This is a genomic window from Phyllobacterium sp. SYP-B3895 (genome assembly GCF_009647635.1).
GTDB classification, from domain to species: domain Bacteria; phylum Pseudomonadota; class Alphaproteobacteria; order Rhizobiales; family Rhizobiaceae; genus Phyllobacterium; species Phyllobacterium pellucidum.
Genome location: NZ_WJIG01000005.1, coordinates 88,004 through 111,182 on the forward strand (window position 1 = coordinate 88,004; position 23,179 = coordinate 111,182).

Genomic DNA, 23,179 nt, shown 5'->3' on the forward strand with positions numbered 1-23,179 from the left:
TGATCATTCCTCCTGCCTGGACATTGCGAAGACGCGGCTGACCTTGATATCGGCCGCGGTGATCGTTGAAAGCGCCCGCGAATCGATGGGACCATCCGAACTTTCAAAGAGCCGGTTCGCCTGGCGCAGGCGAGCCCGGTCGAGTGCGTTGCGGATGGAACGAGCATTGGCGAAATGTGGCTGCTGCCGGCGTAACGTGATGTAATCTGCCATGATGGCGCGGGCTTCATCGTCGAAATGGTAGTTCTGCTTCGACAGCATCGTTTCAGCAATACTCAGCAATTCGTCGTCGCCGTAGTCAGGAAAATCGATGTGGTGGGCGATACGCGAGCGAAAGCCCGGATTGCTTTCGAAGAACTTGTCCATGCGGTCCGCATAACCGGCGAGGATAACCACGAGATCGTCGCGCTGGTTTTCCATGACCTGAAGCAGGATCTCGATGGCTTCCTGGCCATAGTCGCGCTCGTTTTCCTGCCGGTGAAGATAGTAAGCCTCGTCGATGAAGAGCACTCCCCCCATCGCCTTCTTGAGGATTTCCTTCGTCTTCGGGGCGGTATGACCGATATACTGCCCGACAAGATCATCACGCGTCACCGAAACCAGGTGTCCCTTGCGGATATAGCCGAGGCGATGCAGGAGATCGGCCATGCGCAGGGCGACCGTGGTCTTGCCAGTACCGGGGTTACCGCTGAAGCTCATATGCAGAGTCGGCGTCTCATGCGCCAATCCCATGCGCCGGCGGGCGCGCTCGACCAGGAGCAGCGCTGCCGTTTCCTTGATACGCTGTTTTACCGGCGTCAACCCGATCAACTCGCGGTCAAGCTCATCAAGCACGTCTTTGACGCCGGATTCGCCATATTCGGCGCGCAGATCGACGGCGGCAGGCGCCGCCGCGATGCTATCCTCTGCCTGAGGTTCCTTGACGGCCATATCAGCCATAACGCTGCCCCGCGGGTTTGTCGGCCGCATAGGCGCGCGTTGTATAGCGCACGACACGCCCTCCCGCTTCCTGCCTGGCCAAATGGAAGCCAGGCTCTTCCGCCGGCCGGTTGACCAGGAACGAAAGCTTCACCGACTCCCAGCCATGGCGGTTATCGAAGGCGACGAAACGGATATAGCGGTCGCCATAGACCTTGCGGCATTCCCTAAGCTCCATCATCAGCGCCGCCGCATCGGGATTGTCGAACATCGGGTGGGCCCACATGTCCCAATAGGTGTTGCGCGGATGCGGATCGTCGGTGAATTCCAGGCTCACTGCCCAGCCATTGTCGATGCAGTACTGGGCCTGTTTTGCGATCTGTTCGTCGGTCAAATCCGGCAGGAAAGAGAAGGCTCCCTGTGTGACACGCATATTGTCCTCCTATTCTGCTGCAGTTGCTGTTGGAACGAAATCCGGCGAGTCAGTCGATGTGTAGTTGAAAGTGACGTCCTTCCAGATGTCCAACGCCTGCTGGAGCGGTTGGCAGGTGCGTGCGGCCATGCGGAGGATCTCGGGACCCTCGTTGACGATGTCGCGACCTTCGTTGCGGGCAAGGATCATGCACTCCAGCGCTACGCGGTTGGCGGTCGCACCGGCGGCGATTCCGAGCGGATGGCCGATCGTGCCGCCACCGAACTGGAGGACGACATCTTCCCCGAGAAGATCGAGCAGTTGGTGCATCTGTCCGGCATGGATGCCACCGGACGCAACCGGCATCATCTTGTTCAGCGATGCCCAATGCTGATCGAAGAACACGCCGTTCTCAAGCCGCATCGGGTTGAAGTCCTCGCGGCAGATATCGTAATAGCCGCGTGTCGTCGCCGGGTCGCCCTCGAGCTTGCCGACCACCGTTCCAGCATGGATATGGTCGACACCCGCCAGCCGCATCCACTTCGCAATGACGCGGAACGAGACGCCATGCGACTTCTGCCGGGTATAGGTCGAATGGCCGGCACGATGCAGGTGCAGGATCATGTCGTTGCGGCGGGCCCATTTCGACATCGACTGGATGGCGGTGTAGCCGATCACGAGGTCGATCATCACGATGTTGGAGCCGAGCTCCTTGGCAAATTCGGCGCGCTCATACATGTCCTCCATGGTGGCGGCCGTTACGTTGAGGTAGGTACCCTTGATTTCGCCGGTGGCGGCTTGCGCCTTGTTGACGGCCTCCATGCAGTAGAGGAAGCGTTCGCGCCAGTGCATGAAGGGCTGCGAATTGATATTCTCGTCATCCTTGGTGAAGTCCAGCCCACCCTTCAGCGCCTCGTAGACGACGCGGCCGTAGTTGCGACCCGAAAGGCCGAGCTTCGGCTTTACCGTCGCTCCGAGCAGAGGGCGGCCAAATTTGTCAAGGCGTTCGCGTTCGACAACGATGCCGGTTGCCGGACCCTGGAAAGTCTTCACATAGGCGACGGGCAGGCGCATATCCTCAAGACGCAGCGCTTTCAGCGGCTTGAAGCCGAATACATTGCCGATGATCGATGCGGTCAGGTTGGCGATCGAACCCGGTTCGAAGAGATCGAGATCATAGGCGATATAGGCAAAATACTGCCCTTCCCCGTTTGGAACGGGATCGACGCGGTAGGCCTTCGCCCGGTACTTTTCCGTCGCTGTCAGCCGATCGGTCCAGACGACCGTCCAAGTAGCGGTCGAGGATTCGCCGGCAACAGCAGCCGCGGCTTCGATGGGATCGACCCCGTCCTGGGGCGTGATGCGGAACATAGCGATAATGTCCGTATCCTTGGGCTCGTAGTCCGGCTCCCAGTAGCCCATCTTCTTGTATTCCATCACGCCGGATCTGTAGCGCTCCTTTCCCGTAACCGTCTCTGACTTGTTCAGCATTGTAGGGTCCTTTCCATTGATTGGGTCCTGTCAGGCAGCCTTGGCTGCGGCGATCTGCGGGTCAAGCTTGCCCGCGGCGTAGCGTCTGGCCATGTCGTCAAGGCCGATGACCTTGATTTTCGATGCCTGGCCCGCGGTTCCGAAACGTTCGAACCGATCGCGGCAAAGGTCGCGCATCGCATCCATTGCCGGTTTCAGGAATTTTCGCGGATCGAATTCAGCGGGGTGCTCCACCGCGATGCGGCGGAACTGGCCACTCATCGCCATGCGGCAGTCCGTATCGATATTCACCTTGCGAACGCCGTGACGAATACCACGCTCGATCTCTTCGACCGGTACGCCATAGGTTTGCGGCATCTCTCCGCCGAACCGGTTTATTACGTCCTGCAGCACTTGAGGAACGGAGGACGAGCCGTGCATGACAAGGTGGGTATTGGGCAGCTTGCGATGGATTTCCTCGATCACACCCATCGCGAGTATGTCGCCATCCGGCGCGCGGGTGAACTTGTAGGCGCCGTGCGACGTGCCGCAGGCAATCGCGAGGGCATCCACCTTAGTGCGCAAGACGAAATCGACCGCCTGATCTGGGTCGGTTAGCAGTTGCTCATGGCTGAGTACACCACTCGCGCCGTGTCCGTCCTCGGCCTCCGACTCGCCGCTCTCCAGCGATCCGAGCACGCCGAGTTCGCCTTCAACCGAGACCCCTACCCAATGTGCAATCGTCGTAACGCGGCGGGTGATCTCGACATTGTACGCATAGGAGGCAGGCGTCGCAGCATCGGCTTCGAGCGATCCATCCATCATGACCGAAGTGAAACCATGCCGGATCGCCGTCAGGCAGGTGGCTTCGTCATTGCCGTGGTCCTGGTGCATGCAGACAGGAATGGAAGGATAGATATCGACCAGCGCATCGATCATGCGCGCCAGCATTAGATCTTTGGCGTAGGAGCGGGCTCCCCGCGAGGCCTGCAGGATGACCGGCGCGTCGCAGGCCGCGGCGGCTTCCATGACGGCAAGCCCCTGTTCCATATTGTTGATGTTGAAGGCGGGAACGCCGTAGCCATGCTCGGCCGCATGATCAAGCAATTGCCGCAGGGTAATTCGAGCCATGATCGCTATTCCTTGTTAACGAGTTTGCGCGCGGTCGCGACGATGTTTTCCGGCGTGATGCCAAAATGACGGTAGAGATCAGAGGCGGGCGCACTCGCGCCGAAGCCCTGCATGCCGATGAAGGCCCCTTTCTCGCCGATCCAGCGATCCCAGCCGAGCCGGGCCGCCGCCTCGATTCCAACGCGCGGCGCAGCAGCGAGAACCGACCGGCGATAGGCGGGGGTCTGGGCTTCGAACAGCTCCCAGGACGGCATCGAAACCACCGCTGCCGCGATCTTGTGCTGCCCGCGCAGTATATCGGCGGCCGTGCAGGCGATCTCGACTTCCGAGCCTGTTGCAAGAAGGGTGACCGCACGGGGCTCCGCGGGCTCGCGAAGGACGTAGGCGCCGCGCGCCGAACGATTTTCCTCAACATGCGCTTGCCGCAGCATGGGCAGGTTCTGCCGCGACAAAACGATGATGCTCGGCCGGTCCGTATAGCGCAGGGCAAGTTCCCAGCATTCCGCCGTCTCGATGATGTCGGCAGGGCGGAACACGTTGATGCCGGGCGTTGCGCGCAACATCGCAAGATGTTCGATCGGCTGATGCGTCGGTCCATCCTCGCCAAGGCCGATCGAGTCATGCGTCATGACGTAGATGACCTGCTGACCCATAAGCGCCGACAGCCGAATGGCGCCGCGCGCATAGTCGGCAAAGGCCAGGAACGTGCCGCCATAGGGAATGAAGCCGCCATGCAGCGCGATGCCGTTCATAGCGGCGGCCATCGCATGTTCGCGAATTCCGTAGTGAATGTAGCGGCCGGTAAAATCGTCGGGCGTAATGTCGCGAAGCCCTGGGGTAATCGTCAGGTTCGAATGGGTAAGGTCGGCTGACCCTCCAATCGTGATTTGCGTTGCACCATTGATGACGCCGAGCACCATCTCCGAGGCCTTGCGCGTTGCAACCTTGGTTGCTTTTTCCACGTGCTCCCGGCGAAACGCATTCAGCGCGTCAAACAGCTCCGCAGGAAGCTCCTTCTGAACCTCCTGCTTGAACGCTTCCGTCTGGGGCGACGCGGAAAGCCGCACGCGCCACTCACGGCGTTCGTCTGCACCACGGCGGGCGACGTTGCGCCATGTCTCGACGATTGCTTCCGGAACGTCGAAAGGTTGATGCGGCCAGCCGATGGCGAGCCGGGTGGCGGCGATCTCGGCCTCGCCAAGTGGTGCGCCGTGGGTTTTCTCGGTTCCCTGGAGCTTTGGTGCACCCTTGCCGATAATCGTCCGGCATGAGATCAGCGATGGCCGGTCGGATAAACGCGCCCGCGTAATGGCGGCGGCAATCGCCTCGAAATCGTGCCCGTCGATCTCTTCAACCTCGAAGCCGGCCGCCTTGAACCGCGCAAGTTGATCCATCGAGGTCGAGAGCGATGTCGGACCATCGATCGAGATGGAATTATTGTCCCACAGCACCACAAGACGCGACAGTTTCAGGTGTCCGGCAAGATCGATCGCCTCATGGCTGATCCCTTCCTGAAGGCAGCCGTCGCCGGCGATCACATAGGTGAAGTGATCGACAATTTCCTCGCCATAGCGCTCGCGCAGAAGCCGCTCGGCCATGGCCATGCCGACCGCCGTTGCAAGCCCCTGCCCGAGCGGTCCCGTGGTCGTCTCGATACCCTGGGCATGGCCGTACTCGGGATGGCCGGCGGTCTTGGCGCCGAGCTGGCGGAACCGCTGCAGTTCCTCGATCGGCATATCGGGATAGCCGATCAGATAGTGCAGAGCGTATTGCAGCATTGATCCGTGACCCGCCGACAAGACGAAGCGGTCGCGATCCGGCCACTGCGGATGCAGGGGATCAAGCTTGATGAAGCGGTTGAACAGCACCGTCGCAACGTCGGCCATCCCCATCGGCATGCCCGGGTGGCCGGAATTGGCCTTCTGCACGCTGTCCATGGCGAGCGCACGGATCGCATTGGCCATGTCGCTTTCGCTGACGATTTCGGCGGTTGGGGTCTCTTGAAGGAAAGCTTGGGTGTTCATCGTCTTCTCCTCACGAGGCTCGGTTCTTGCGTTCCATCAGCTGCATGATCAGCGGGGTCAAAATCAGCTGCATTGCGAGATCCAGCTTGTTTCCGGGAACGACGATGGAATTCGCCCGGGACATGAAGGAATCGTGGATCATCGACAGCAGGTAGGGGAAATCGATGCCGCGCGGCTTGGCGAAGCGGATGACGAGCATCGATTCATCGGGAGTTGGTATCCAGCGCGCGATAAACGGGTTGGACGTATCGACGATCGGAACGCGCTGGAAATTGATGTCCGTAAGTGTGAACTGGGGTGTGATGTAGCGGACATAGTCCGGCATGCGGCGCAGGATCACATCCATGACCGCCTCGGTCGAATAGCCGCGCGTTGCCCGGTCGCGATGGATCTTCTGGATCCATTCGAGATTGATGACCGGGACCACGCCGATCTTCAGGTCGGCATGGCGGGCAAGGTCGACCTCGTCCGTCACGGCACAACCATGCAGCCCCTCATAAAAGAGCAGGTCACTCGGCGGAAAGTTGCGCCATGGCGTGAAGGTTCCGGCGGGCGCTTCATGCACCTTCGCCTCATCCTCGTCGTGGATATAGCTACGCGTCTGGCCCGTGCCGCGCCGGCCATATTCCCCGAAAACTTCCTCGAGCTTGTGCAGTTCATTTGCATCGGCATGAAAGTGCGTGAAGTTGGGATTGCCCCTTTGTTCTTCCTCCGCGACCTTTTCCTTCATGGCGTTACGGTCATACTTATGGAAGGCATCGCCTTCGATGAACGCCGCTTCGATCTCCTCGCGCCGGAAAATCAGTTCGAAAATGCGCTTGACCGAGGTGGTCCCGGCGCCTGAAGAGCCCGTGATGGAGATGATGGGATGCTTTGCTGACATGGTCGTCTCCCATCAGGCCCTGAACAGGCCACGGTTGCTGAAGAGCGGTGCTCGCTCGCCGATGCTGCTTGGCTGCGTGTGATACCGGCTGATCCGCGCGACTTCCCGGGACGAGCCGAATACCAGCGGAACCCGCTGATGCATGCCTCGCGGCGTCAGCCCGAGAATGCGGTTCTGCGTGTCGGTTGCCGCGCCCCCCGCCTGCTCGATCAGAAAGGCAACCGGATTTGCTTCGTAGACGAGCCTGATACGCCCCTCGCCATAGCTCTTGCGCCGGTCGCCGGGGTAGAGAAAGACGCCGCCGCGCACGAGGATGCGATAGGCCTCCGCAACTAGCGAGGCGACCCAGCGCATATTGAAGTCGCGTCCCCGGGGACCTTCATTGCCCTTGAGGCAATCGTCGACATAGAGACGTACAGCCTCGTCCCAATGGCGGTAGTTGGCCGTGTTGACCGCAAACTCATGCGCCCGGTCGGCGATGACGATGCTCTCATACGCCTGGACAAAAGTGCCGAGCCTCGAGGAAAACACGAAGATGTGGGTGCCGCTGCCGAGGGTCAGAACCAGGGCGAGCTGCGGTCCATAGATAAAAAAGCCGGCAGCGAGCTGAGCCTCCCCTTTTTGCAAAAAGGAAGCATCAGGCTCGCTGTCCGGTTCACCAGCCACCGGGAGGATGGAGAAGATTGTGCCTATCGAGACATTGGTGTCGATGTTCGAAGAGCCGTCGAGCGGGTCGATGGCCAGCGCCAGTGGAGCTGAAGGATTGAGAATGGCCGGATGCTCAAGTTCCTCCGAACCGTAGACCGCCACGGGGGCCTGCCGCATCGCTTCGATGAACATGTCATCGGCAAGGATATCGAGTTCCTTCTGTGTGTCGCCACCCGCATTCCTGTTGCCCTGGCTGCTCGCGAAAGCCTTTCCCAGAGCACCCTGATTGATGGTGTTGCGCACCTTGACGGCAGTGAGAGAAAGGTGGCGAACGACGGCGGAAACCGCGATGCGGATCTCGTCGCCCTTTTCGCAATAGGACCCAAGAAAGGCGTCTAGTGTCGCCGTGGTCATCGTATTCCTCCCGTGCCTGACGTCTCTCCCGTGTCAAGCTTCAGGTTCATGGAAACAGCTTCACATCCGTAAGTAAAATTTAATATATTTACTGGATCACTAAATTATTTTAACGTCGCTGGATGCGAAATCTCACCCTCAAGCAATTGCGTGCAATCCAGGCCATCATGAAACACGGAACCATCGCCGCGGCGGCAAACGCGCTTCGCCTGACCCCGCCTGCGGTCACCATTCAGTTGAAGCTGGTCGAGGAGGAGGCGAAGGTATCGCTGTTTGACCGGACCAATGAAGGGTTGCGGCCTACCGCCGCTGGCCTCGCGTTTCTGGATGCCGCCCAGATGATCGAAGAGAGGCTGCGTGTCCTTGATGACGAGATTGACGCAATCAAGGGTGTGCGGGTCGGCAGCCTCAACCTAGGGGTTGTCTCGACCGCGAAGTATTTTGCGCCGCGCCTGATGGCGACCTTCAGGAACGAACATCCGGATATTGCCATCAAACTTCTTATCGGCAACCGGGCCGAGACCATTGCCAGCCTCAAGAGCCATGAGGTCGACATCGCCCTGATGGGGCGGCCACCCAAGGATATCCCGCTACGCTCGGCCGTGTTCGGCGATCACCCCCTTGTCGTCATCGCCGCTCCGGACCATCCCTTGGCCAAACGCCGCGACATAACCAAGGAACGCATAGCCCAGGAGCACTTCCTCGTACGCGAACCCGGATCAGGAACACGCATCTCTCTCGAGATCTTTCTGAGCGAGCTGCCCGGCAGGCTCGATGATCTTGGAACCGAAATGTCGTCGAACGAAACGATCAAGCAGGCGGTCATGGCGGGGCTCGGCGTCGCTTTCATCTCTGCCCACACGATCGCCCTCGAACTCGAAGTCGGCAAACTGGTCATGCTCGACGTGGTCGGCATGCCCATCCGCCGGCAATGGTTCTCCGTGGTGCGCACCGACCGCACCCTGTCGCCGGCGATGAAGGCGTTCCAGGATTTTCTCAACCGCAAGGGCGCGCAGTGCCTGCCTTTCTTCGACAAGCTTTATCCGGACATGGGCAGTATACACAGGTAGCGCAACCGACCGGAAAATGCTTCGCCCGATGGTTGACACATTCCTTGCGAGCAATAGGTTGCAGTCTCATCATCGTAGGGGTCGTTCGTGAATTCACCGTTTCATCGCGCTCTGCTCTTTGCCGTCTTGCTCGGACCCGCGCCGGCAATGGCCGCCGACAAAACGATCTACCTGACATTCGATGATGGCCCGCTCAATGGAACGTCGAACATCCTCAATGTCCTGGACGCCGAGCAAGTGCCGGCAACCTTGTTCATGGTCGGTTTGCATGCCGAGGCGAGCCGGGAACGGCAGGCGCTCGTGGCAAAAGCGAAGTCGCTGCCCTTCGTGACGGTCGGCAATCACAGCTACAGCCATGCCTATAACCATTACAAATTTTTTTATGCTTCGGTCGAAGGGCTTCTCGCCGACCTTGCGAGGGCGAACAAGGTTCTCGGATTGAAGGGCCCACCGATCTATGCGCGCCTGCCCGGGCGAAACGTGTTCCGCCTGCCCGACATGTCGTCCGACGACATGTCGATCGGCAAACCGGAGGATCACCGCGAGGAGCCCGGCTTCGAATTTGTGGCTGCCTCTGGCTACTATCTTTACGGCTGGGATCACGAATGGGTACACGACGACAGCGGCAAGCCGGTACAGAGTGTCGATCACCTTGTCAGCGAGATCGATCATCTTTTTGCCTACGGTAAGATGGCAAAACCAAACAAGCTGATCCTGCTCATGCATGACGAAATGTTTCAGGACAGCTTCAACGGTACAGCCAACCTGCTATCGCTCATCGCGTCCCTCAAGAAACGCAGCTACAAGTTTGGACAGATTTCTGCTTTTGACGACTAGTTCAAATGATGAACTTGCAACCCTGGTGTATCTGGTTCACGCAAGAGTTGCAAAATGGCGGACTATAGCCAGCGGATTGGCTATAATTACGGAGGGGCGTGGTGCCATCGTCCAGGACGATCGTAGTCGCCGGTACAAGCAAGGAGATTTCCATGGGACTGATGACCCGTTATTTCCGCGGTGCGGCGCTGTCGCTGTTCGCCATCTTGTTTTCAGCGAACATGGCATCGGCGCAGGTCGGCAAGTCAGGCTGCACGCTGCAGCAGGTCGGTGGCACATCTCGCCAAATGCTCAAGTGCACGGGTGGCTTGACGATCATTGCTGAAAAGGGAGCCCGCTACTCGCTTGTCGACCGCAACCGGGACAACCGTGTGGATGGCGTCCGGCTGCAGAGCAAGGCGCTTCTCCTGGACTTCGCCCCGGGTTCCGGCACCGGCTTTCAGGTGACAACGCCGCAGGCGATCGCTGCGGTGCGCGGCACCAGGTGGGCGGTCGATGTCGGCGCTGGCAAGACTTCGGTCTTCGTCGAGCGTGGTCAAGTCGGCGTGCAGCGACCCTCCGCAAATGCCGGGGTCGTTCTCGGGCCCGGCGAAGGTGTCGATGTCGATCAGGGCACGAGCCCCCTCACCGTGAAACGCTGGCCGCGTCCCCGCGTAGCGGCATTGATGGCACGCTTCGGCCAATAATTTCATGAGCGGAAGAGCGCTCCAGACGCTGATTGCCCTCGTTGTCGCAGGAATTTGGGGCGCGGGTCTTGGCCTCGCGCATCTGCGCGGCGACATGTGGTTCATCGATCGGGTCGAAGCGACAATGACCGACCTGCGGACCGTCATCCGTGGCCAGAAGCCAGCACCTGACGTCGTCACCATCGTCGCCATAGACGACGAGGTTGTCCGCCAAACTGGCAGTTATCCCCTGGCGCGAGCGAAACTTGCCGAGTTGATCGACGCAATTGCTGCCTTGAAGCCCAAGGTCATCGGCGTGGATACGTTGCTCGTCGATCCGGGACCGGCCGAGGGCGACCAGCGGCTGGTTCAGTCTCTCGCCAAGGCGCCGGTCGTGCTTGCGGCGGCGGCCGTTTTCCCGCAGGGCCAGCAACTTACCCAGAATGACGCCGCCGACCCGCTATCGGGCGTACCCGACGCTGAGCGCTTCCTGTTGCCCCTACCCGTCTTTGGTGATGTGGCTGCGACCGGCGTCGTTAACGTGTCGACCGACCGAAACGGAACGCCACGGCTCGTTCCGATGCTTTTCAAGAGTGGCGGCGACATCGAGGCATCCTTCCCGCTTCGTGTGGTTTCAATTGCAAAGGGTGTCGAACCTGCCGTGGAACCCGGCAGATTGCTGCTCGGCGACGAAATTATCCGAACCGATATTGGCCAGGCCCTCCCACTCAGCTTCTATGGCACGCGCGGGTCGATCCGCACCATCAGCGCCGCCGACGTGCTTGCTGGTAAACTGTCACGCGAAAGCATCGAGAACCGGATTGTCGTCATCGGAACCACCGTTACCGGTGGCGGTGACGTTTTTCCGACTCCATTCGATCCGGTATTGCCGGGAGTGGAAGTTGTTTCCACAGCGATAACTCACTTGATGAACGGTGGCGCTCTCATCCGCGATCGCACCGTCAGGCTCGTCGATGCGGGCTTTGCGGCCGCCCTTCCCGTCATCCTGGTCAGCCTTCTCGCCTGGCGGCGCAATGCCATCGGCCTTATCGCAGCGCTATGCGTGGTTCTTGCCTGGTTCGCATTCAACCTTACGGCCTTCTTCAACGGTATCTGGCTGAGCGCCGCCGTTCCCCTGGTTGCGGCCATACCGCCTGCACTCGCCTTCGGCGCAACGCAGTTGTGGATCGGAAGACGACGGGCGCAACATTTTGCTGAACAGAGCAAGCTTCTGCAGCAAGTGCAGGCGCCGGGGCTCGGCAACTGGCTGGCGCGCAATCCCGATTTCCTGGCAGCGCCGGTGCGCCAGGATGCCGCCGTGGTGTTTGTCGACCTTTCAGGGTTCACCGGTCTTAGCGAAACCTTAGGACCCAACGCAACGCGGGAACTCCTCAACGGATTCTACCAGCTGGTGGACGAAGAAGTCGCGGCCAGCAGCGGGTCGATCACGAGTTTCATGGGCGATGGCGCCATGATCCTTTTTGGATTGCCCGCGTCGAGTCCCGATGACGCGCTCAATGCCGCGCATTGCTGTGTCGGCCTTTGCGACCGCATGCGCGCCTGGCTCGATGGGCTGCCCGAGGCCGTCAGCTCCCGTATCGGCTTCAAGGTCGGCGCCCATTTCGGCACGATCGTGGCTTCGCGGCTGGGGAGCGGTATGCGCCAGCAGATCACCGCGACGGGCGACACGGTGAATATCGCGAGCCGATTGATGGAAGTGGCCGCCAGCAACGGGGCGGAACTGGCGTTGAGCGAAGAAATTTTGCGAGCCGCCGGGGAAGACGCCGATCCATTCAAGTCTGGCATCCTTCGCGGTCCTCTGGAAACCCGGATACGCGGACGCGCAGGGTCAATCGCCATATGGCTTTGGCGAGGCACGGCTTCCGACAGCGCGCGCGGTCAGATTGAAATGTCGAAGTAAAGATCCGTTGCCGACACGCCTGTAATAGCGCGCGATGGCGTTTCGTCGCTGCGGATGACGCCTGTCTTGGCCGTGGATTTGAGGGCCTCTGTCAGTTCCTGCAGGGGAATCCGGTCCCAGCCCTTCCTGAGCGCCATTTGATGATCGACCGGAATTGCGGCAATGGACAGGTTTTTCATCATCGCCAGACCGTTGGCGCGCAGCGTGGCATTGCTGCTTCCATGGTGGCCGACCTTATAGAAAATCGTCCTTGCCAGGAGATCCGGGCCCGTCATTTCATCGCCGCCGACCTTCCACGAGAGGTCTCCCCAAGAGATCCAATTGCCGACCTGTGCGTCAGCGACGAAAAGCAGAACGTCACCACCCTTGAGCTCGATCGCAAGGACGAGGCTGGTATTGTTGGTTGCGCCGTCGAGTGCGAGCGCCAGCTCCGAAGCCCCGTCGAGCCACGCAGTATCGATCCGGCGCCAGTCGGGAGCGTCCTCGCCCGGTCCCCAATAGTGTGCGCGGAAGAATTCCATGCCGCGGGTCAGCGCGAGCGGTATGGCGCGAAGGTCACTGAATGGAGTCGCCGCATCGTTGGGCAGCAGCGCGGCAGTGACATTGTCAGAAAGCTGGTTGGCGGCAACACCGTAAGTATCGGGGTCGCGCGCCGAAGGCAGGGTCTTGCGGATCAGCTTGGCGTCGTGCGGCGGTCCGAGAACATAGACCTTCGCGGCTGCATCCTTCAATTGCGTCGGCTCGTCCGCTGGGCGGCAGAAGCGCAGCTTTCCCATTTTCATGACGGCATCCAGCGCGTCCGCCGTCGAGGCGCCGCGCGTGGCGCCGTAAAAGCCGAGGAGATTGTCAATCTCACTGGCGCCAGCCGTGTCGCCGGCCATCGTCATGGCAGCCGCACTCATGCGCAGTGCGGTGAGTGCCTGCGCCCTTTCCTGTCGAAGCTCATTGGCAAGATCGTCGCGGGGATCCTCGGTCCATGCCACCCACACCTCGCCAACCGTCAGCTTGGCGAATATGTCGGAAGCCTGGATGAACCCTGAAAGATGATCCCAGTGTTGATGCGTCGCCACAACAATGTCGATGTGCCCTCCGGATACTTTGACGATGTCTTCGGCAACGCGGATCATCTTTGCCTCGGCATCGTCGGTGCCAAGGAGAACGCCGCAATCGATCAATATCCGGTAGGCGCCCGATGTCTTGCGCGGCAGCGTAATGAGAAAGCAATCGCCGAAGCCCTGCCTGTACATGCGAATGTTCGCACGGGCACCCTTGCCGCCAGACTTGCTGCCTCGCGGCGAAGCGGGCGCGACAGTTTTCTTCTTCACCATTCCTGACCTCCCGCCTAATGGCCGCTTCGATGCAGCATTGCAAACGGCTCGTCGCCCGCCGGCGATTGATCGAAATATTGCATCCTGGGATCGGACTCGAACTGACGGCGATAGGCAGCCTGCTGGCTCATGCGTTCGGCGCTCGTTACCCGCTTGCGTATGCAGTACCGGACGGTGCTCGTCTCGAGATCGATGACAAGCGTACACCCGCCTCGATAAAGGCCGTCGAGAACCTGATCGGGCCGGAACGTCTGGGTGATCTCGACGATAAGATCAGTTCGGCTCTGACCATCGGGACCAATGCGTCTTGCCGGGCGTACCGAATGAACCTCCAGCCCGCGCATCTGGCCTTCCATGTTGCCGACACGCATCTTCTGGCTCTTGCGGGTGAAGCCGAGCATGGCAAGCTCCTCATCCGACACCTGCTTTGGCGAAACCAGCCAGGCATGGAACGTCGCGGCATTCAGCTGCGACGCCTTGTAGGCGAGGCGCCGGTCATTGTTCAAATTCCAGGTCAGTTTCATCTCGGAAAGGATCGCATCGAGATTGGTAAGCGGTAGCGGCGGCGATTCCCAGATGAGATTGCCGGGCGACAGGTGGCGCACACCCGAGGGATAGATACCACGATCGCGGAATGCGGCGACGAAGGCAACGCGATAGCCGCGTGGATCGTCCGGCACGAGATCCCGGTCCGCCGTGATAAGCGCACGGAGATAGTCGCCAAAGGTAATATCGACCGGCGGGCAATAATCGAGCGCCCTGATGCACATTTTCAGCACTTGGGTCGCGACCTTGCTGGCCTCGTCGGCCATGCGGTCGGCAAGTTCGACCGATATATCGCCCGGCGGCAACACCCCGGTCCCCTGGGTCGCAAGCTTGACCAGATCGAGCATCCTCGCCTTGTAAATCGCAAGGAATGCCGCGAAAATTGCCGAAACGAGCACCGCACCCAAGGCATGCGGTTCCTTGCTGGCCCCATAATCCGTCGGCTTCGGCTTGCGCGCGACCCATTTGCCATCTGCATCGCGGGAGCCGATGGCGTCGCGCAGCGCGCCATAGCCGCCGCTCAGTGCCTGGCCGAATTCGATGGCAAGTTCCGAAAGCAGATTTTCCTGGCTGAGGTCGCCGCGCGTCCGGCTGATCTGGTGGCGCAGTGCCTCCGGCATGGCGAAGTGCTGGAACAGCGCTACGATATCGGCGAAGGCCTCGTGAAATGCGAGGACGTCCGGGTTTGTCGGTTCGCGGAACCGGCTATGCAATCCGTCCAGCAAGGCGTGGGTCGTCTCGTGGGCGATGACATCGTGGGACAGCGCCGTAAATACGACGCCATGCGGCAGGCCGAGGCCTGCCGTCGGCCCGCTCGCCGTGAAATATCCAAAGAGCAGCGCCTTGCGCTCAGGACTGTAATAAGCGTTGCGGGCCCGGATGCCGTGCGGATAGATACGCAGTCGCTGAACAAATTCACGGCGCACTTTATCCGTGACTGTGACGATGCGTGGTGCCCACAATGCCGACCGGCCAAGCGCAAGTTCGAAAAACTCGATCGTTCGCATGGCGACCGCATAGGTCATCTGCTGATGGAATTGTGGATTGCCCTCCGATGGGGCAAGTCCGTCTTGCGGCAGCAGGTGCACATGATTGAGATCGACGGGCGCATAGGCGCAGCGGCTGGCTGGATCGATGTCGACGATCTCGAGATATTCTCCTATTGGCCCTGGAAGCAGGCCACGCTCCCAACGCACATCAAGCACGGCTTCGTTGATTGCAGCGGTTTCAATTGATGTTGCCAGCGATGGATCAAGCGCGAAGACGTGCAGGCGGCGGCGGCTCGGGGCCGTAATGTCGGGGGACATGGCAGACTTCAGATGGAACTTGGTGACGGCATCATCGGCTTGCGGCAGCGCTATAGCGGGGACCGCCGTCGGAACGGCGGCCATGAGCGTTTGGCGCAAGCGCTGCGATATGGCCGGCTGCGCCAAGAGGGCGTCTGCAATGTCGAGCCTTTGCTTGGCGGTCAGCGTCTGCGGATCGACCGACGGATCGGGAAGTGCTGCCTCGACCTCGGCCGACTGCGACAGCTGCAGCGCCTCGAGTTCCAGCATACGGCGGCCGGGGTTGTCGCCATCCGCTAGGCCGAATTGCCCGCCGGTCAGTACGTTGAGAAACGGAAACGATGCGCTGTCGCTTGGCTGCTTGGCGAGATCGGCCGCTCTTGCCGGCGCAACGCTCAATGCCGCCAGTGCCTTGAGTTCGCCGCGTCCGAGCCGTCGCAGATCGCCCCGTGCATCCGCCGTCTGAAAGAGCGCCTTGCGAACCGCCTCGACCCGCATCCAGTCCTCGCGGTAGGCGGTATATTTCGTCATGTTTTTCTGAATCCACAGCGCTGCAGATGCGGCAACCTGCGGCGTGGCCGACGATGTGCCGTTGCCGTCGAAATCGATGATGGCAGGGCAGCCCTTCCGCGCCCAGGTTGTATTCGGCGTACATGCCGCGATCGCGGTCGTCATCTTCGATGCCGGGCCATAGTTGCCGGCCATGACCGCTGCCGGCAGGTCCGCATAGGGCATATGGTCGGCCATGACGCCGCAGGCCGCGACGACGCGGTTGAACCGCGCCGGATAGACGATGTTGCGCGTCGGCAGATTGGCGTAATTGTTGCCCGCGGCCGTCACAATGAAGACACCACGCTCGTAAAGGGCGTTGACCGCATCTGCCCAGGCCTGCGAGGCAAGCCCGCCCATGCTCATCGTGATGACATGAACGCGGGTGGCAGGATTGTTGCAAAGCGCGTGGACATAGTCGAACGCCCTCGCGATTGAACTGTTGGAGAACAGGACGACGCTGTTGGCGACGCGCAGCGGCACAACATCCACATTCGGTGCGCAACCGATCACCGGCGTGGTGCCGAAGGCCTTGCCCGCCAGAATTCCGAGGGTCCCGGTTCCGTGACCCGGATTTGACAGCGCCGCCTCGCCCGTCGTGTCTGTTGCATCGTTCGGCCGGTTCGCATCGACGAAGTTGCGCTGTAGCGCAAGGTTCATGTGTGCCGGAAAGCTGCCATGCCGCGGATCGTAACCGGTGTCGAGATGCGCAACGCGTACCCGTCCGGCTGCGCTTGGCGTTCCGACTTCCGCCAAGGCATCATCGAACTGCGAGTGGCTGCGCTTTCTCAACCAGAAATTGTCTGGATCGCGCGGATAAGAGGCATTCTGAGGCGCAGCCCTGTCGCAACTTGCAGTCAAGCCTATGCCGATGGACTTCTCATCACCGATCAGCCAGCGCTGGGTCAGGTCCGGCTCGGCAAATTCGACGGCCGTACCGGCGATACCGAGGCCTCCCGTTACCATGGAATGGCAGAGATCCCATGGATTGCCGCTGTCATCATCCGTCGACAGGACATGCCAGGCGGCAGCGCCGGCAATACCAAGGCCGTGCTGCTGCCCGATGCTCCGGAAGAGCGGCTCGACGCTGAATTCGGCGCCGGCAGCTCCAAAGGTAAGCCGTTGCCCGCCGATTGCCGCCGTGGTCTTTACCAGTATTCGCCGTTGCTTCGCCGCTTCAACCATGTACCGCACCCCCAAGCAAGCGGCGCCAATACGCCGCGCGGTCCAAGTAACGCTCACATGTCAGTCGTAATTTCGGAACCAGCGCACGATGGTCAATTCCGGTCATGCAAAATTGTCGATGATGGAAACCTTGCTCGAAATAAACCACAGACCAGGCATCGAGGCAAATGGTACGGCAATTGAGCAGCTGCAGCCGTTGCGTGACATTCTAGCCAACTCACTGCCCGGGCGGCGGGCTCTGAACGGGAATTCTGTCATTGCCTGTTGACGGCGGACACCACCTGCCGCATGGGCAATAAGTATTCGTTCAGTAAATCTTCCGGACATAAAGTTGTGCACTGCACAAAAGCTTTCGCGGCCACGGAAAATACAACCTAGGGTATAAATTTTGCTGTCATTGCCTGTTTTTCTTCTTTGTGCAATGCTACCTTTGGGCGCCTACAGATTGCATGTTCATGTCCACAGCCGATGTCGGCAGGGAGGTGGCAAGAAATGGCTGTCGTACTCATTCTGGTTCTAGTAGCGGTTGCGTCAGTTCTGTTTCATCTGTTGAGTCCCTGGTGGTGGACGCCTATTGCCTCCAACTGGCACTACATCGACAACACAATCATCGTCACATTCTGGATCACCGGCGTTGTCTTCGTCGCGGTTGTCCTATTCGTTGCCTACTGCGTCTATCGTTTTCGCCACAGGCCGGGAATGAAGGCCCACTACGAACCTGAAAGCCGTAAGCTCGAATTCTGGCTCGCGACGGTAACCGCCATCGGCGTTGCGGCAATGCTTACGCCTGGCCTCTTCGTCTGGCATCAGTTCGTGACCGTCCCGAGCGACGCCACCGAAGTCGAGGTCGTCGGGCAGCAATGGCTATGGAGCTTCCGCCTGCCGGGCGCCGACGGAAAACTCGGCACGTCGGAGACGCGCGATGTGACCAGCGATAATCCGCTGGGGATCAACAAGAACGACCCGGCCGGGCTCGACGACATTATCATTCAGGGGGGCGAACTGCATCTGCCGATGGATAAGCCGGTAAAGATGGTGTTGCGCTCCATTGATGTGCTGCATGATTTCTACGTGCCGGAGTTCCGGGCCAAGATGGACATGGTACCGGGCATGGTCACCTATTTCTGGTTCACGCCGACCCGCACCGGAACGTTCGAAGTGCTGTGCGCCGAACTTTGCGGCGTCGGCCATCCGCAGATGCGCGGCACCGTCATCGTCGACAACGACGAGGATTACAAGACGTGGCTTGGGCAGCAGCAGACCTTTACGCAGTTGATGGCATCGGGAGAGACCAAGACCGTGAACTGAGCATGCGCTTTTCGGGAGACGAAGCGATGAGCATTGAGGGAGGCAATTGATGGTCAATATTCCATCCAGCATGGACGACCCCATCCCGCCGGCGGAAGTCGAAGATGTGGAACTCTATCATTCGCACAGTTGGTGGACGACCTACGTCTTCAGCCAGGATGCCAAGGTTATTGCCATTCAATATTCGATGACGGCAATGGCGATCGGCCTCGTTGCGCTCGTGCTTTCATGGCTCATGCGCCTGCAACTCGGCTTTCCCGGCGTTTTCACCTTCATCGATGCCGAGCGCTATTACCAGTTCATCACCATGCACGGCATGATCATGGTCATCTACCTGCTGACAGCCCTCTTCCTCGGGGGGTTCGGCAATTATCTCATACCGCTTATGGTCGGCGCTCGCGACATGGTGTTTCCATACGCCAACATGCTGAGCTACTGGCTCTATCTACTGGCCGTCTTGATACTTGTTGCCAGCTTCTTTGCGCCCGGCGGACCGACAGGCGCCGGCTGGACGCTCTATCCGCCGCAGGCTGTCCTTTCAGGCACCCCCGGCGGCGCCGATTGGGGCATCGTCCTGATGCTTCTGTCGCTCATCTTCTTCATCATCGGCTTTACGATGGGCGGGCTCAACTATGTGGTCACAGTGCTCCAGGGACGCACCCGCGGCATGACGCTGATGCGCCTGCCGCTGACGATCTGGGGCATTTTTACCGCGACCGTCATGGCCCTTCTCGCTTTCCCTGCCCTTTTCGTCGCCTCCGTCATGATGCTGTTCGACCGCCTGCTGGGAACGAGCTTCTTCATGCCGGCGATTGTCGAAATGGGTGAGCAGTTGCAGCATGCCGGGGGGACCCCGATCCTCTTCCAGCACCTTTTCTGGTTCTTCGGGCATCCCGAAGTCTATATCGTTGCCTTGCCGGCATTCGGCATCGTCTCAGATCTCATCAGCACCCACGCGCGCAAGAATATCTTCGGATATCGCATGATGGTCTGGGCCATCGTCATCATCGGCGCGCTCAGCTTCGTCGTCTGGGCGCACCACATGTATGTCAGCGGCATGAACCCGAACTTCGGCTTCTTCTTTGCGACGACGACGCTGATCATCGCCGTGCCGACGGCGCTTAAAGTCTACAATTGGGTGCTGACTCTCTGGCGCGGCGACATCCATCTGACGCTGCCGATGCTGTTTGCCCTCGCCTTCATCGTCACCTTCCTCAATGGCGGGCTAACCGGCCTCTTCCTCGGAAATGTCGTCGTCGATGTTCCGCTGTCCGATACGTTGTTCGTGGTTGCTCACTTTCACATGGTGATGGGCGTCGCGCCGATCCTCGTTGTTTTTGGTGCGATCTATCATTGGTATCCGAAGATCACCGGGCGGATGATGGACGAGACTCTCGGGCGTATCCATTTCTGGGTGACATTCCTCGGCGCCTACCTGATCTTCTTCCCGATGCACTATCTCGGCCTGCTCGGCATGCCTCGCCGCTACTACGAAATGGGTGAAACCGCCTTTGTGCCGCCCTCTGCACATTCGCTGAACGAGTTCATCACTATCGTGGCGCTCATCGTCGGCGCCGGCCAGATGGTGTTCCTGTTCAACCTCTTCTGGAGCGTCCGGCACGGCAAAGACGCCGGCGGCAATCCGTGGCGGGCAACGACGCTTGAATGGCAGACGCCGACGACACCGCCACCGCACGGCAACTTCGGCAAGGACCTGCCGATCGTCTATCGCTGGGCCTATGACTACAGCGTGCCGGGAGCGGCGGAAGATTTCATCCCGCAGAACCAGCCCAACGACGACCGGATATCGAGGGAACCGTCTTGAGCGCGATCCTCATCTTCCTCGCGGCGCTTGCCGTCATCATCACCTGGTGGATGGCGCAACAGCGGCTCATGTCAAAACCCTGGCTTGAAGTCGGGCATGCCGGCGACACGCCCCAGCGGGAAGGATCTTCCATTCCAACGGCAAAGATCGGGCTCGGCGTCTTCCTCGCGGTCGTCGGCGCTTTGTTCACATTGCTGATCAGCGCCTATTTCATGCGCATGGGCCTCAATGACTGGTGGGCCGTGCCGATCCCCGGCCTGTTGTGGTTCAATACCGCCCTGCTCGTTGCAAGCAGCCTCGCTTTGCAGTGGACCAAGGCAAGAGCGCAGCGGGGCAATCTCGAAGCCGTGAAGGCCGGACTTGGCCTCAGCTTCGTAACCTCGGTCGGCTTCCTCGTCGGTCAGATCCTGGCCTGGCGTCAACTGATGGCGGCAGGGTATCTCGTCGCCGACAACCCGGCGAACAGCTTCTTCTACCTGATCACCGGCATGCACGGCCTGCACATTCTCGGCGGCCTCGTCGCGCTTGGTCGCACATCCTTCAAGGCACTCAAGGGCGCGCCAGCCAAGGCGATCCGGCTAAGCGTCGATCTGTGCGCGATGTACTGGCATTTCATGCTGCTCGTATGGCTAATCCTTTTTGCCCTGCTTGCGGGCTGGGCGAACGATTTCGTCGAAATCTGCCGGCAATTGCTGACTTAGAGGTGTGACAATGCACGAAACCACAAAGACCAAGCCTGGCATTGCCCTTCCTCCGCTCGCTCCCGGAATGCAGGGCTTTGCCTCCGACTGGGCTTCCGACCAGAGGGCATTCAAGAATGTCTCCTGGGGCAAGGCGATGATGTGGATCTTCCTGTTGAGCGATACATTCGTCTTCGGATGTTTCCTGCTTGCCTATATGACAGCGCGCATGTCGACCACCGTGCCCTGGCCGAACCCCAGCGAGGTCTTCGCGCTGAATATTGGCGGGCAGGATATTCCGCTGATCCTCATCGCGATCATGACCTTCGTGTTGATCAGCAGCAGCGGCACCATGGCTATGGCGGTGATGTACGGCTACCGGCGCGACCGCCGCAAGACCGCCGCCCTCATGCTCCTTACCGCGCTCTTCGGCGCGACTTTCGTCGGCATGCAGGCCTTTGAATGGACCAAACTGATCCATGAGGGCGTCCGTCCCTGGGAGAACCCCTTTGGCGCGGCCCAGTTCGGGTCGAGTTTCTTCATGATTACCGGTTTCCACGGCACGCACGTGACGATCGGCGTTATCTTCCTCATCATCATCGCCCGCAAGGTTTGGCGCGGGGATTTCGATCAGGAAAAGCGCGGCTTCTTTACGAGCCGCAAGGGACGCTATGAGATTGTCGAGATAACGGGCCTCTATTGGCACTTCGTCGATCTCGTCTGGGTCTTCATTTTTGCTTTCTTCTATCTGTGGTGAGGTGGGACACATGGCACAGGCTGCAGCACATGCCGAACATCAGGAACATCCGATCAAGCTCTATCTGCTTGTCTGGGGACTGCTCTTCGTCCTCAGCGTCTGTTCCTACCTCGTCGATTATTTCGGCCTGCACGGATATTTGCGATGGGGCCTGATCCTCATCTTCATGGTGCTGAAGGCCGGGCTTATCGTTGCTGTCTTCATGCATATGGCCTGGGAGAGACTGGCGCTCATCTACGCCATCATCGTACCGCCCGTCCTGGTCCTGGTCTTCGTCGCGATGATGGTTTCGGAGTCGCACTATACGCTGCTGACACGGGTCAACTTCTTCGGCGCCAGCCCCTGATCTAGTCTCTCGCGCGTCGCTTAACGGGAAACGGCGCCATCTGGCGCCGTTTCCATTGTGCCCAAATGAATTGATCGTCGTTACGCTGCAGTCGGAGCAGGCACGACAATCTTCTTGTAGAGATGCCAGGTCGCGTGGCCGAGCACCGGGATGAACACGGCCAGGCCGACGAACAAAGTCAGGAAGCCGACAAGAAGGAGCGCGGCAACGATCAAGCCCCAGAGCGCGATAGGTACGGGATTGGCAAGCGTTGCCTTCACGGAGGTGACGACGGCCGCAAAGGCGCCGACGTCGCGATCGAGGAGCAACGGAAAAGCGATCACTGTGGTGCAGAGAACGACGACGGCGAAAACGAAGCCGATGGCGTTGCCGAGCAGGATCATCCTCAGGCCCTCCGGGGTCTCGAACACCTGGCTCATGAATGTGCCGATCGATGCGGGGACCTGGTCACCGAAGAGGTTCGTATAAAGCGTCTGGGCCACCAGTATCCAGGCGACGAACAGAACGAGAAGCATGATGCCAACCGCGATGATGGATGGGATTGCCGGCGAGTGGCGTACCTCGAAAGCATGGCTCCAGGACGTGTCGAGATTGAGTTCCCTGCGCCTGCTGATCTCATAAAGGCCTAGCGCCGCGAACGGCCCGACCAGTGCAAAGCCCGACATCAGCGGGAAGAGCAGCGGCAGCATGTTGGCTCCGGATGTCCAGCGTATCAGGACCAGACCGGCTATCGGATATATCAGGCAGAGAAAGACATAGTGCGAGGGCTTGTCCCAAAAATCATCGAGCCCCTCGCGCAGCGCGGCAAAAACATCGGCCACACCAATTCGACGAACCTCTGGATAGACGTTCGTTTCATTCGCACCTGCTATCACGTGAAATTGTGCCATGAACAATTCTCCCAATCTCGTTTCGAGCGGGAAAGGTACCGGGGGCACCGTGCAAAGGCGGGGCCAAGGGACCTAAACCTGCACAA

Annotated in this window: 19 protein-coding genes; 9 read left to right on the forward strand and 10 right to left on the reverse strand. The window is 59.9% G+C overall.

Annotation, left to right across the window (positions count from 1 at the left end; translation table 11 throughout):
• Window positions 1–3: 3 nt before the first annotated feature.
• Genes cbbX through GF108_RS21550 form a run of 7 tightly spaced genes read right to left on the reverse strand, consistent with a single transcriptional unit; the run spans window position 4 to window position 7,900 of the window.
• Window positions 4–930, reverse strand: a complete 927-nt coding sequence (cbbX, locus tag GF108_RS21520) for a CbbX protein (RefSeq protein WP_153670464.1) — start codon at window positions 928–930, stop codon at window positions 4–6.
• Window position 931: 1 nt separating this feature from the next.
• Window positions 932–1,351: a ribulose bisphosphate carboxylase small subunit gene (locus GF108_RS21525; RefSeq protein WP_153670379.1), complete on the reverse strand. Its 420-nt coding sequence runs from the start codon at window positions 1,349–1,351 to the stop codon at window positions 932–934.
• A gap of 9 nt (window positions 1,352–1,360) precedes the next feature.
• Window positions 1,361–2,821, reverse strand: a complete 1,461-nt coding sequence (locus GF108_RS21530) for a form I ribulose bisphosphate carboxylase large subunit (protein WP_027232908.1) — start codon at window positions 2,819–2,821, stop codon at window positions 1,361–1,363.
• A gap of 30 nt (window positions 2,822–2,851) precedes the next feature.
• Complete coding sequence (fba, locus tag GF108_RS21535; RefSeq protein ID WP_153670380.1) at window positions 2,852–3,931, reverse strand: class II fructose-bisphosphate aldolase; 1,080 nt, start codon at window positions 3,929–3,931, stop codon at window positions 2,852–2,854.
• A gap of 5 nt (window positions 3,932–3,936) precedes the next feature.
• Window positions 3,937–5,955, reverse strand: coding sequence for a transketolase (tkt, locus tag GF108_RS21540; RefSeq protein ID WP_153670381.1), 2,019 nt, complete (start codon window positions 5,953–5,955; stop codon window positions 3,937–3,939).
• A 10-nt stretch (window positions 5,956–5,965) separates the two neighbouring features.
• Window positions 5,966–6,838 carry a phosphoribulokinase gene (locus GF108_RS21545; RefSeq protein ID WP_027232911.1) on the reverse strand — a complete coding sequence of 291 codons (873 nt, stop codon included), beginning with the start codon at window positions 6,836–6,838 and terminating at the stop codon, window positions 5,966–5,968.
• Window positions 6,839–6,850: 12 nt separating this feature from the next.
• Window positions 6,851–7,900 carry a class 1 fructose-bisphosphatase gene (locus GF108_RS21550; RefSeq protein WP_113280410.1) on the reverse strand — a complete coding sequence of 350 codons (1,050 nt, stop codon included), beginning with the start codon at window positions 7,898–7,900 and terminating at the stop codon, window positions 6,851–6,853.
• Window positions 7,901–8,022: 122 nt separating this feature from the next.
• Here GF108_RS21550 and GF108_RS21555 point away from each other — a divergent pair, with 122 nt between their 5' ends.
• The 4 genes from GF108_RS21555 to GF108_RS21570 all read left to right on the forward strand — a co-directional run bounded on the left by GF108_RS21555 (window position 8,023) and on the right by GF108_RS21570 (window position 12,393).
• On the forward strand, window positions 8,023–8,970 hold the full coding sequence (locus GF108_RS21555) for a LysR family transcriptional regulator (protein ID WP_027232913.1): 948 nt from the start codon (window positions 8,023–8,025) through the stop codon (window positions 8,968–8,970).
• Window positions 8,971–9,057: 87 nt separating this feature from the next.
• A complete protein-coding gene (locus tag GF108_RS21560; RefSeq protein WP_370462274.1) occupies window positions 9,058–9,807 on the forward strand; it encodes a polysaccharide deacetylase family protein in 750 nt (249 codons plus the stop codon).
• Between the two features lie 152 nt (window positions 9,808–9,959).
• The gene (locus GF108_RS21565) at window positions 9,960–10,493 is read left to right on the forward strand and encodes a FecR domain-containing protein (RefSeq protein ID WP_370462275.1); all 534 of its coding nucleotides are present in this window, start codon (window positions 9,960–9,962) and stop codon (window positions 10,491–10,493) included.
• A 4-nt stretch (window positions 10,494–10,497) separates the two neighbouring features.
• Entirely contained in the window at window positions 10,498–12,393 is a 1,896-nt protein-coding gene (locus GF108_RS21570) for a CHASE2 domain-containing protein (RefSeq protein WP_153670382.1), read from the forward strand.
• Here GF108_RS21570 and GF108_RS21575 read toward each other — a convergent pair.
• Both GF108_RS21575 and GF108_RS21580 read right to left on the reverse strand, forming a co-directional pair.
• Entirely contained in the window at window positions 12,372–13,721 is a 1,350-nt protein-coding gene (locus tag GF108_RS21575) for an MBL fold metallo-hydrolase (RefSeq protein WP_153670383.1), read from the reverse strand. The genes GF108_RS21570 and GF108_RS21575 overlap by 22 nt on opposite strands.
• 14 nt (window positions 13,722–13,735) lie before the next feature.
• Window positions 13,736–17,287, reverse strand: coding sequence for a S8 family serine peptidase (locus GF108_RS21580; protein WP_153670384.1), 3,552 nt, complete (start codon window positions 17,285–17,287; stop codon window positions 13,736–13,738).
• Window positions 17,288–17,779: 492 nt separating this feature from the next.
• On the opposite strand from GF108_RS21580, the gene GF108_RS21585 reads away from it, so the two are divergent.
• From GF108_RS21585 to GF108_RS21605, 5 genes are read left to right on the forward strand one after another with little or no spacing between them, the layout of a single operon-like run.
• Window positions 17,780–18,595: a cytochrome c oxidase subunit II gene (locus GF108_RS21585; RefSeq protein ID WP_027232917.1), complete on the forward strand. Its 816-nt coding sequence runs from the start codon at window positions 17,780–17,782 to the stop codon at window positions 18,593–18,595.
• Between the two features lie 49 nt (window positions 18,596–18,644).
• Entirely contained in the window at window positions 18,645–20,420 is a 1,776-nt protein-coding gene (gene ctaD, locus GF108_RS21590) for a cytochrome c oxidase subunit I (RefSeq protein ID WP_162737158.1), read from the forward strand.
• Window positions 20,417–21,121 carry a cytochrome c oxidase subunit 3 gene (locus GF108_RS21595; RefSeq protein WP_153670385.1) on the forward strand — a complete coding sequence of 235 codons (705 nt, stop codon included), beginning with the start codon at window positions 20,417–20,419 and terminating at the stop codon, window positions 21,119–21,121. Before ctaD ends, GF108_RS21595 begins: the two co-directional genes overlap by 4 nt.
• A 10-nt stretch (window positions 21,122–21,131) precedes the next feature.
• Window positions 21,132–21,857 (forward strand): heme-copper oxidase subunit III family protein, encoded by a 726-nt coding sequence (locus tag GF108_RS21600; RefSeq protein ID WP_027232920.1) that lies wholly within the window; start codon window positions 21,132–21,134, stop codon window positions 21,855–21,857.
• A 10-nt stretch (window positions 21,858–21,867) separates the two neighbouring features.
• Window positions 21,868–22,203 (forward strand): cytochrome C oxidase subunit IV family protein, encoded by a 336-nt coding sequence (locus tag GF108_RS21605; protein ID WP_153670386.1) that lies wholly within the window; start codon window positions 21,868–21,870, stop codon window positions 22,201–22,203.
• Between the two features lie 80 nt (window positions 22,204–22,283).
• Here GF108_RS21605 and GF108_RS21610 read toward each other — a convergent pair whose 3' ends face one another.
• The gene (locus tag GF108_RS21610) at window positions 22,284–23,093 is read right to left on the reverse strand and encodes a DUF2189 domain-containing protein (protein WP_153670387.1); all 810 of its coding nucleotides are present in this window, start codon (window positions 23,091–23,093) and stop codon (window positions 22,284–22,286) included.
• Window positions 23,094–23,179: the final 86 nt, after the last annotated feature.

Coding starts and splice junctions, on each gene's coding strand:
- GF108_RS21570 (WP_153670382.1), top strand. CDS start 10,498: ATGAGCGGAAGAGCGCTCCAGACGCTGATTGCCCTCGTTGTCGCAGGA.
- GF108_RS21530 (WP_027232908.1), bottom strand. CDS start 2,821: ATGCTGAACAAGTCAGAGACGGTTACGGGAAAGGAGCGCTACAGATCC.
- GF108_RS21610 (WP_153670387.1), bottom strand. CDS start 23,093: ATGGCACAATTTCACGTGATAGCAGGTGCGAATGAAACGAACGTCTAT.
- GF108_RS21585 (WP_027232917.1), top strand. CDS start 17,780: ATGGCTGTCGTACTCATTCTGGTTCTAGTAGCGGTTGCGTCAGTTCTG.
- fba (WP_153670380.1), bottom strand. CDS start 3,931: ATGGCTCGAATTACCCTGCGGCAATTGCTTGATCATGCGGCCGAGCAT.
- ctaD (WP_162737158.1), top strand. CDS start 18,645: ATGGTCAATATTCCATCCAGCATGGACGACCCCATCCCGCCGGCGGAA.
- GF108_RS21605 (WP_153670386.1), top strand. CDS start 21,868: ATGGCACAGGCTGCAGCACATGCCGAACATCAGGAACATCCGATCAAG.
- GF108_RS21575 (WP_153670383.1), bottom strand. CDS start 13,721: ATGGTGAAGAAGAAAACTGTCGCGCCCGCTTCGCCGCGAGGCAGCAAG.
- GF108_RS21580 (WP_153670384.1), bottom strand. CDS start 17,287: ATGGTTGAAGCGGCGAAGCAACGGCGAATACTGGTAAAGACCACGGCG.
- tkt (WP_153670381.1), bottom strand. CDS start 5,955: ATGAACACCCAAGCTTTCCTTCAAGAGACCCCAACCGCCGAAATCGTC.
- cbbX (WP_153670464.1), bottom strand. CDS start 930: ATGGCCGTCAAGGAACCTCAGGCAGAGGATAGCATCGCGGCGGCGCCT.
- GF108_RS21555 (WP_027232913.1), top strand. CDS start 8,023: ATGCGAAATCTCACCCTCAAGCAATTGCGTGCAATCCAGGCCATCATG.
- GF108_RS21545 (WP_027232911.1), bottom strand. CDS start 6,838: ATGTCAGCAAAGCATCCCATCATCTCCATCACGGGCTCTTCAGGCGCC.
- GF108_RS21525 (WP_153670379.1), bottom strand. CDS start 1,351: ATGCGTGTCACACAGGGAGCCTTCTCTTTCCTGCCGGATTTGACCGAC.
- GF108_RS21550 (WP_113280410.1), bottom strand. CDS start 7,900: ATGACCACGGCGACACTAGACGCCTTTCTTGGGTCCTATTGCGAAAAG.
- GF108_RS21600 (WP_027232920.1), top strand. CDS start 21,132: ATGCACGAAACCACAAAGACCAAGCCTGGCATTGCCCTTCCTCCGCTC.
- GF108_RS21565 (WP_370462275.1), top strand. CDS start 9,960: ATGGGACTGATGACCCGTTATTTCCGCGGTGCGGCGCTGTCGCTGTTC.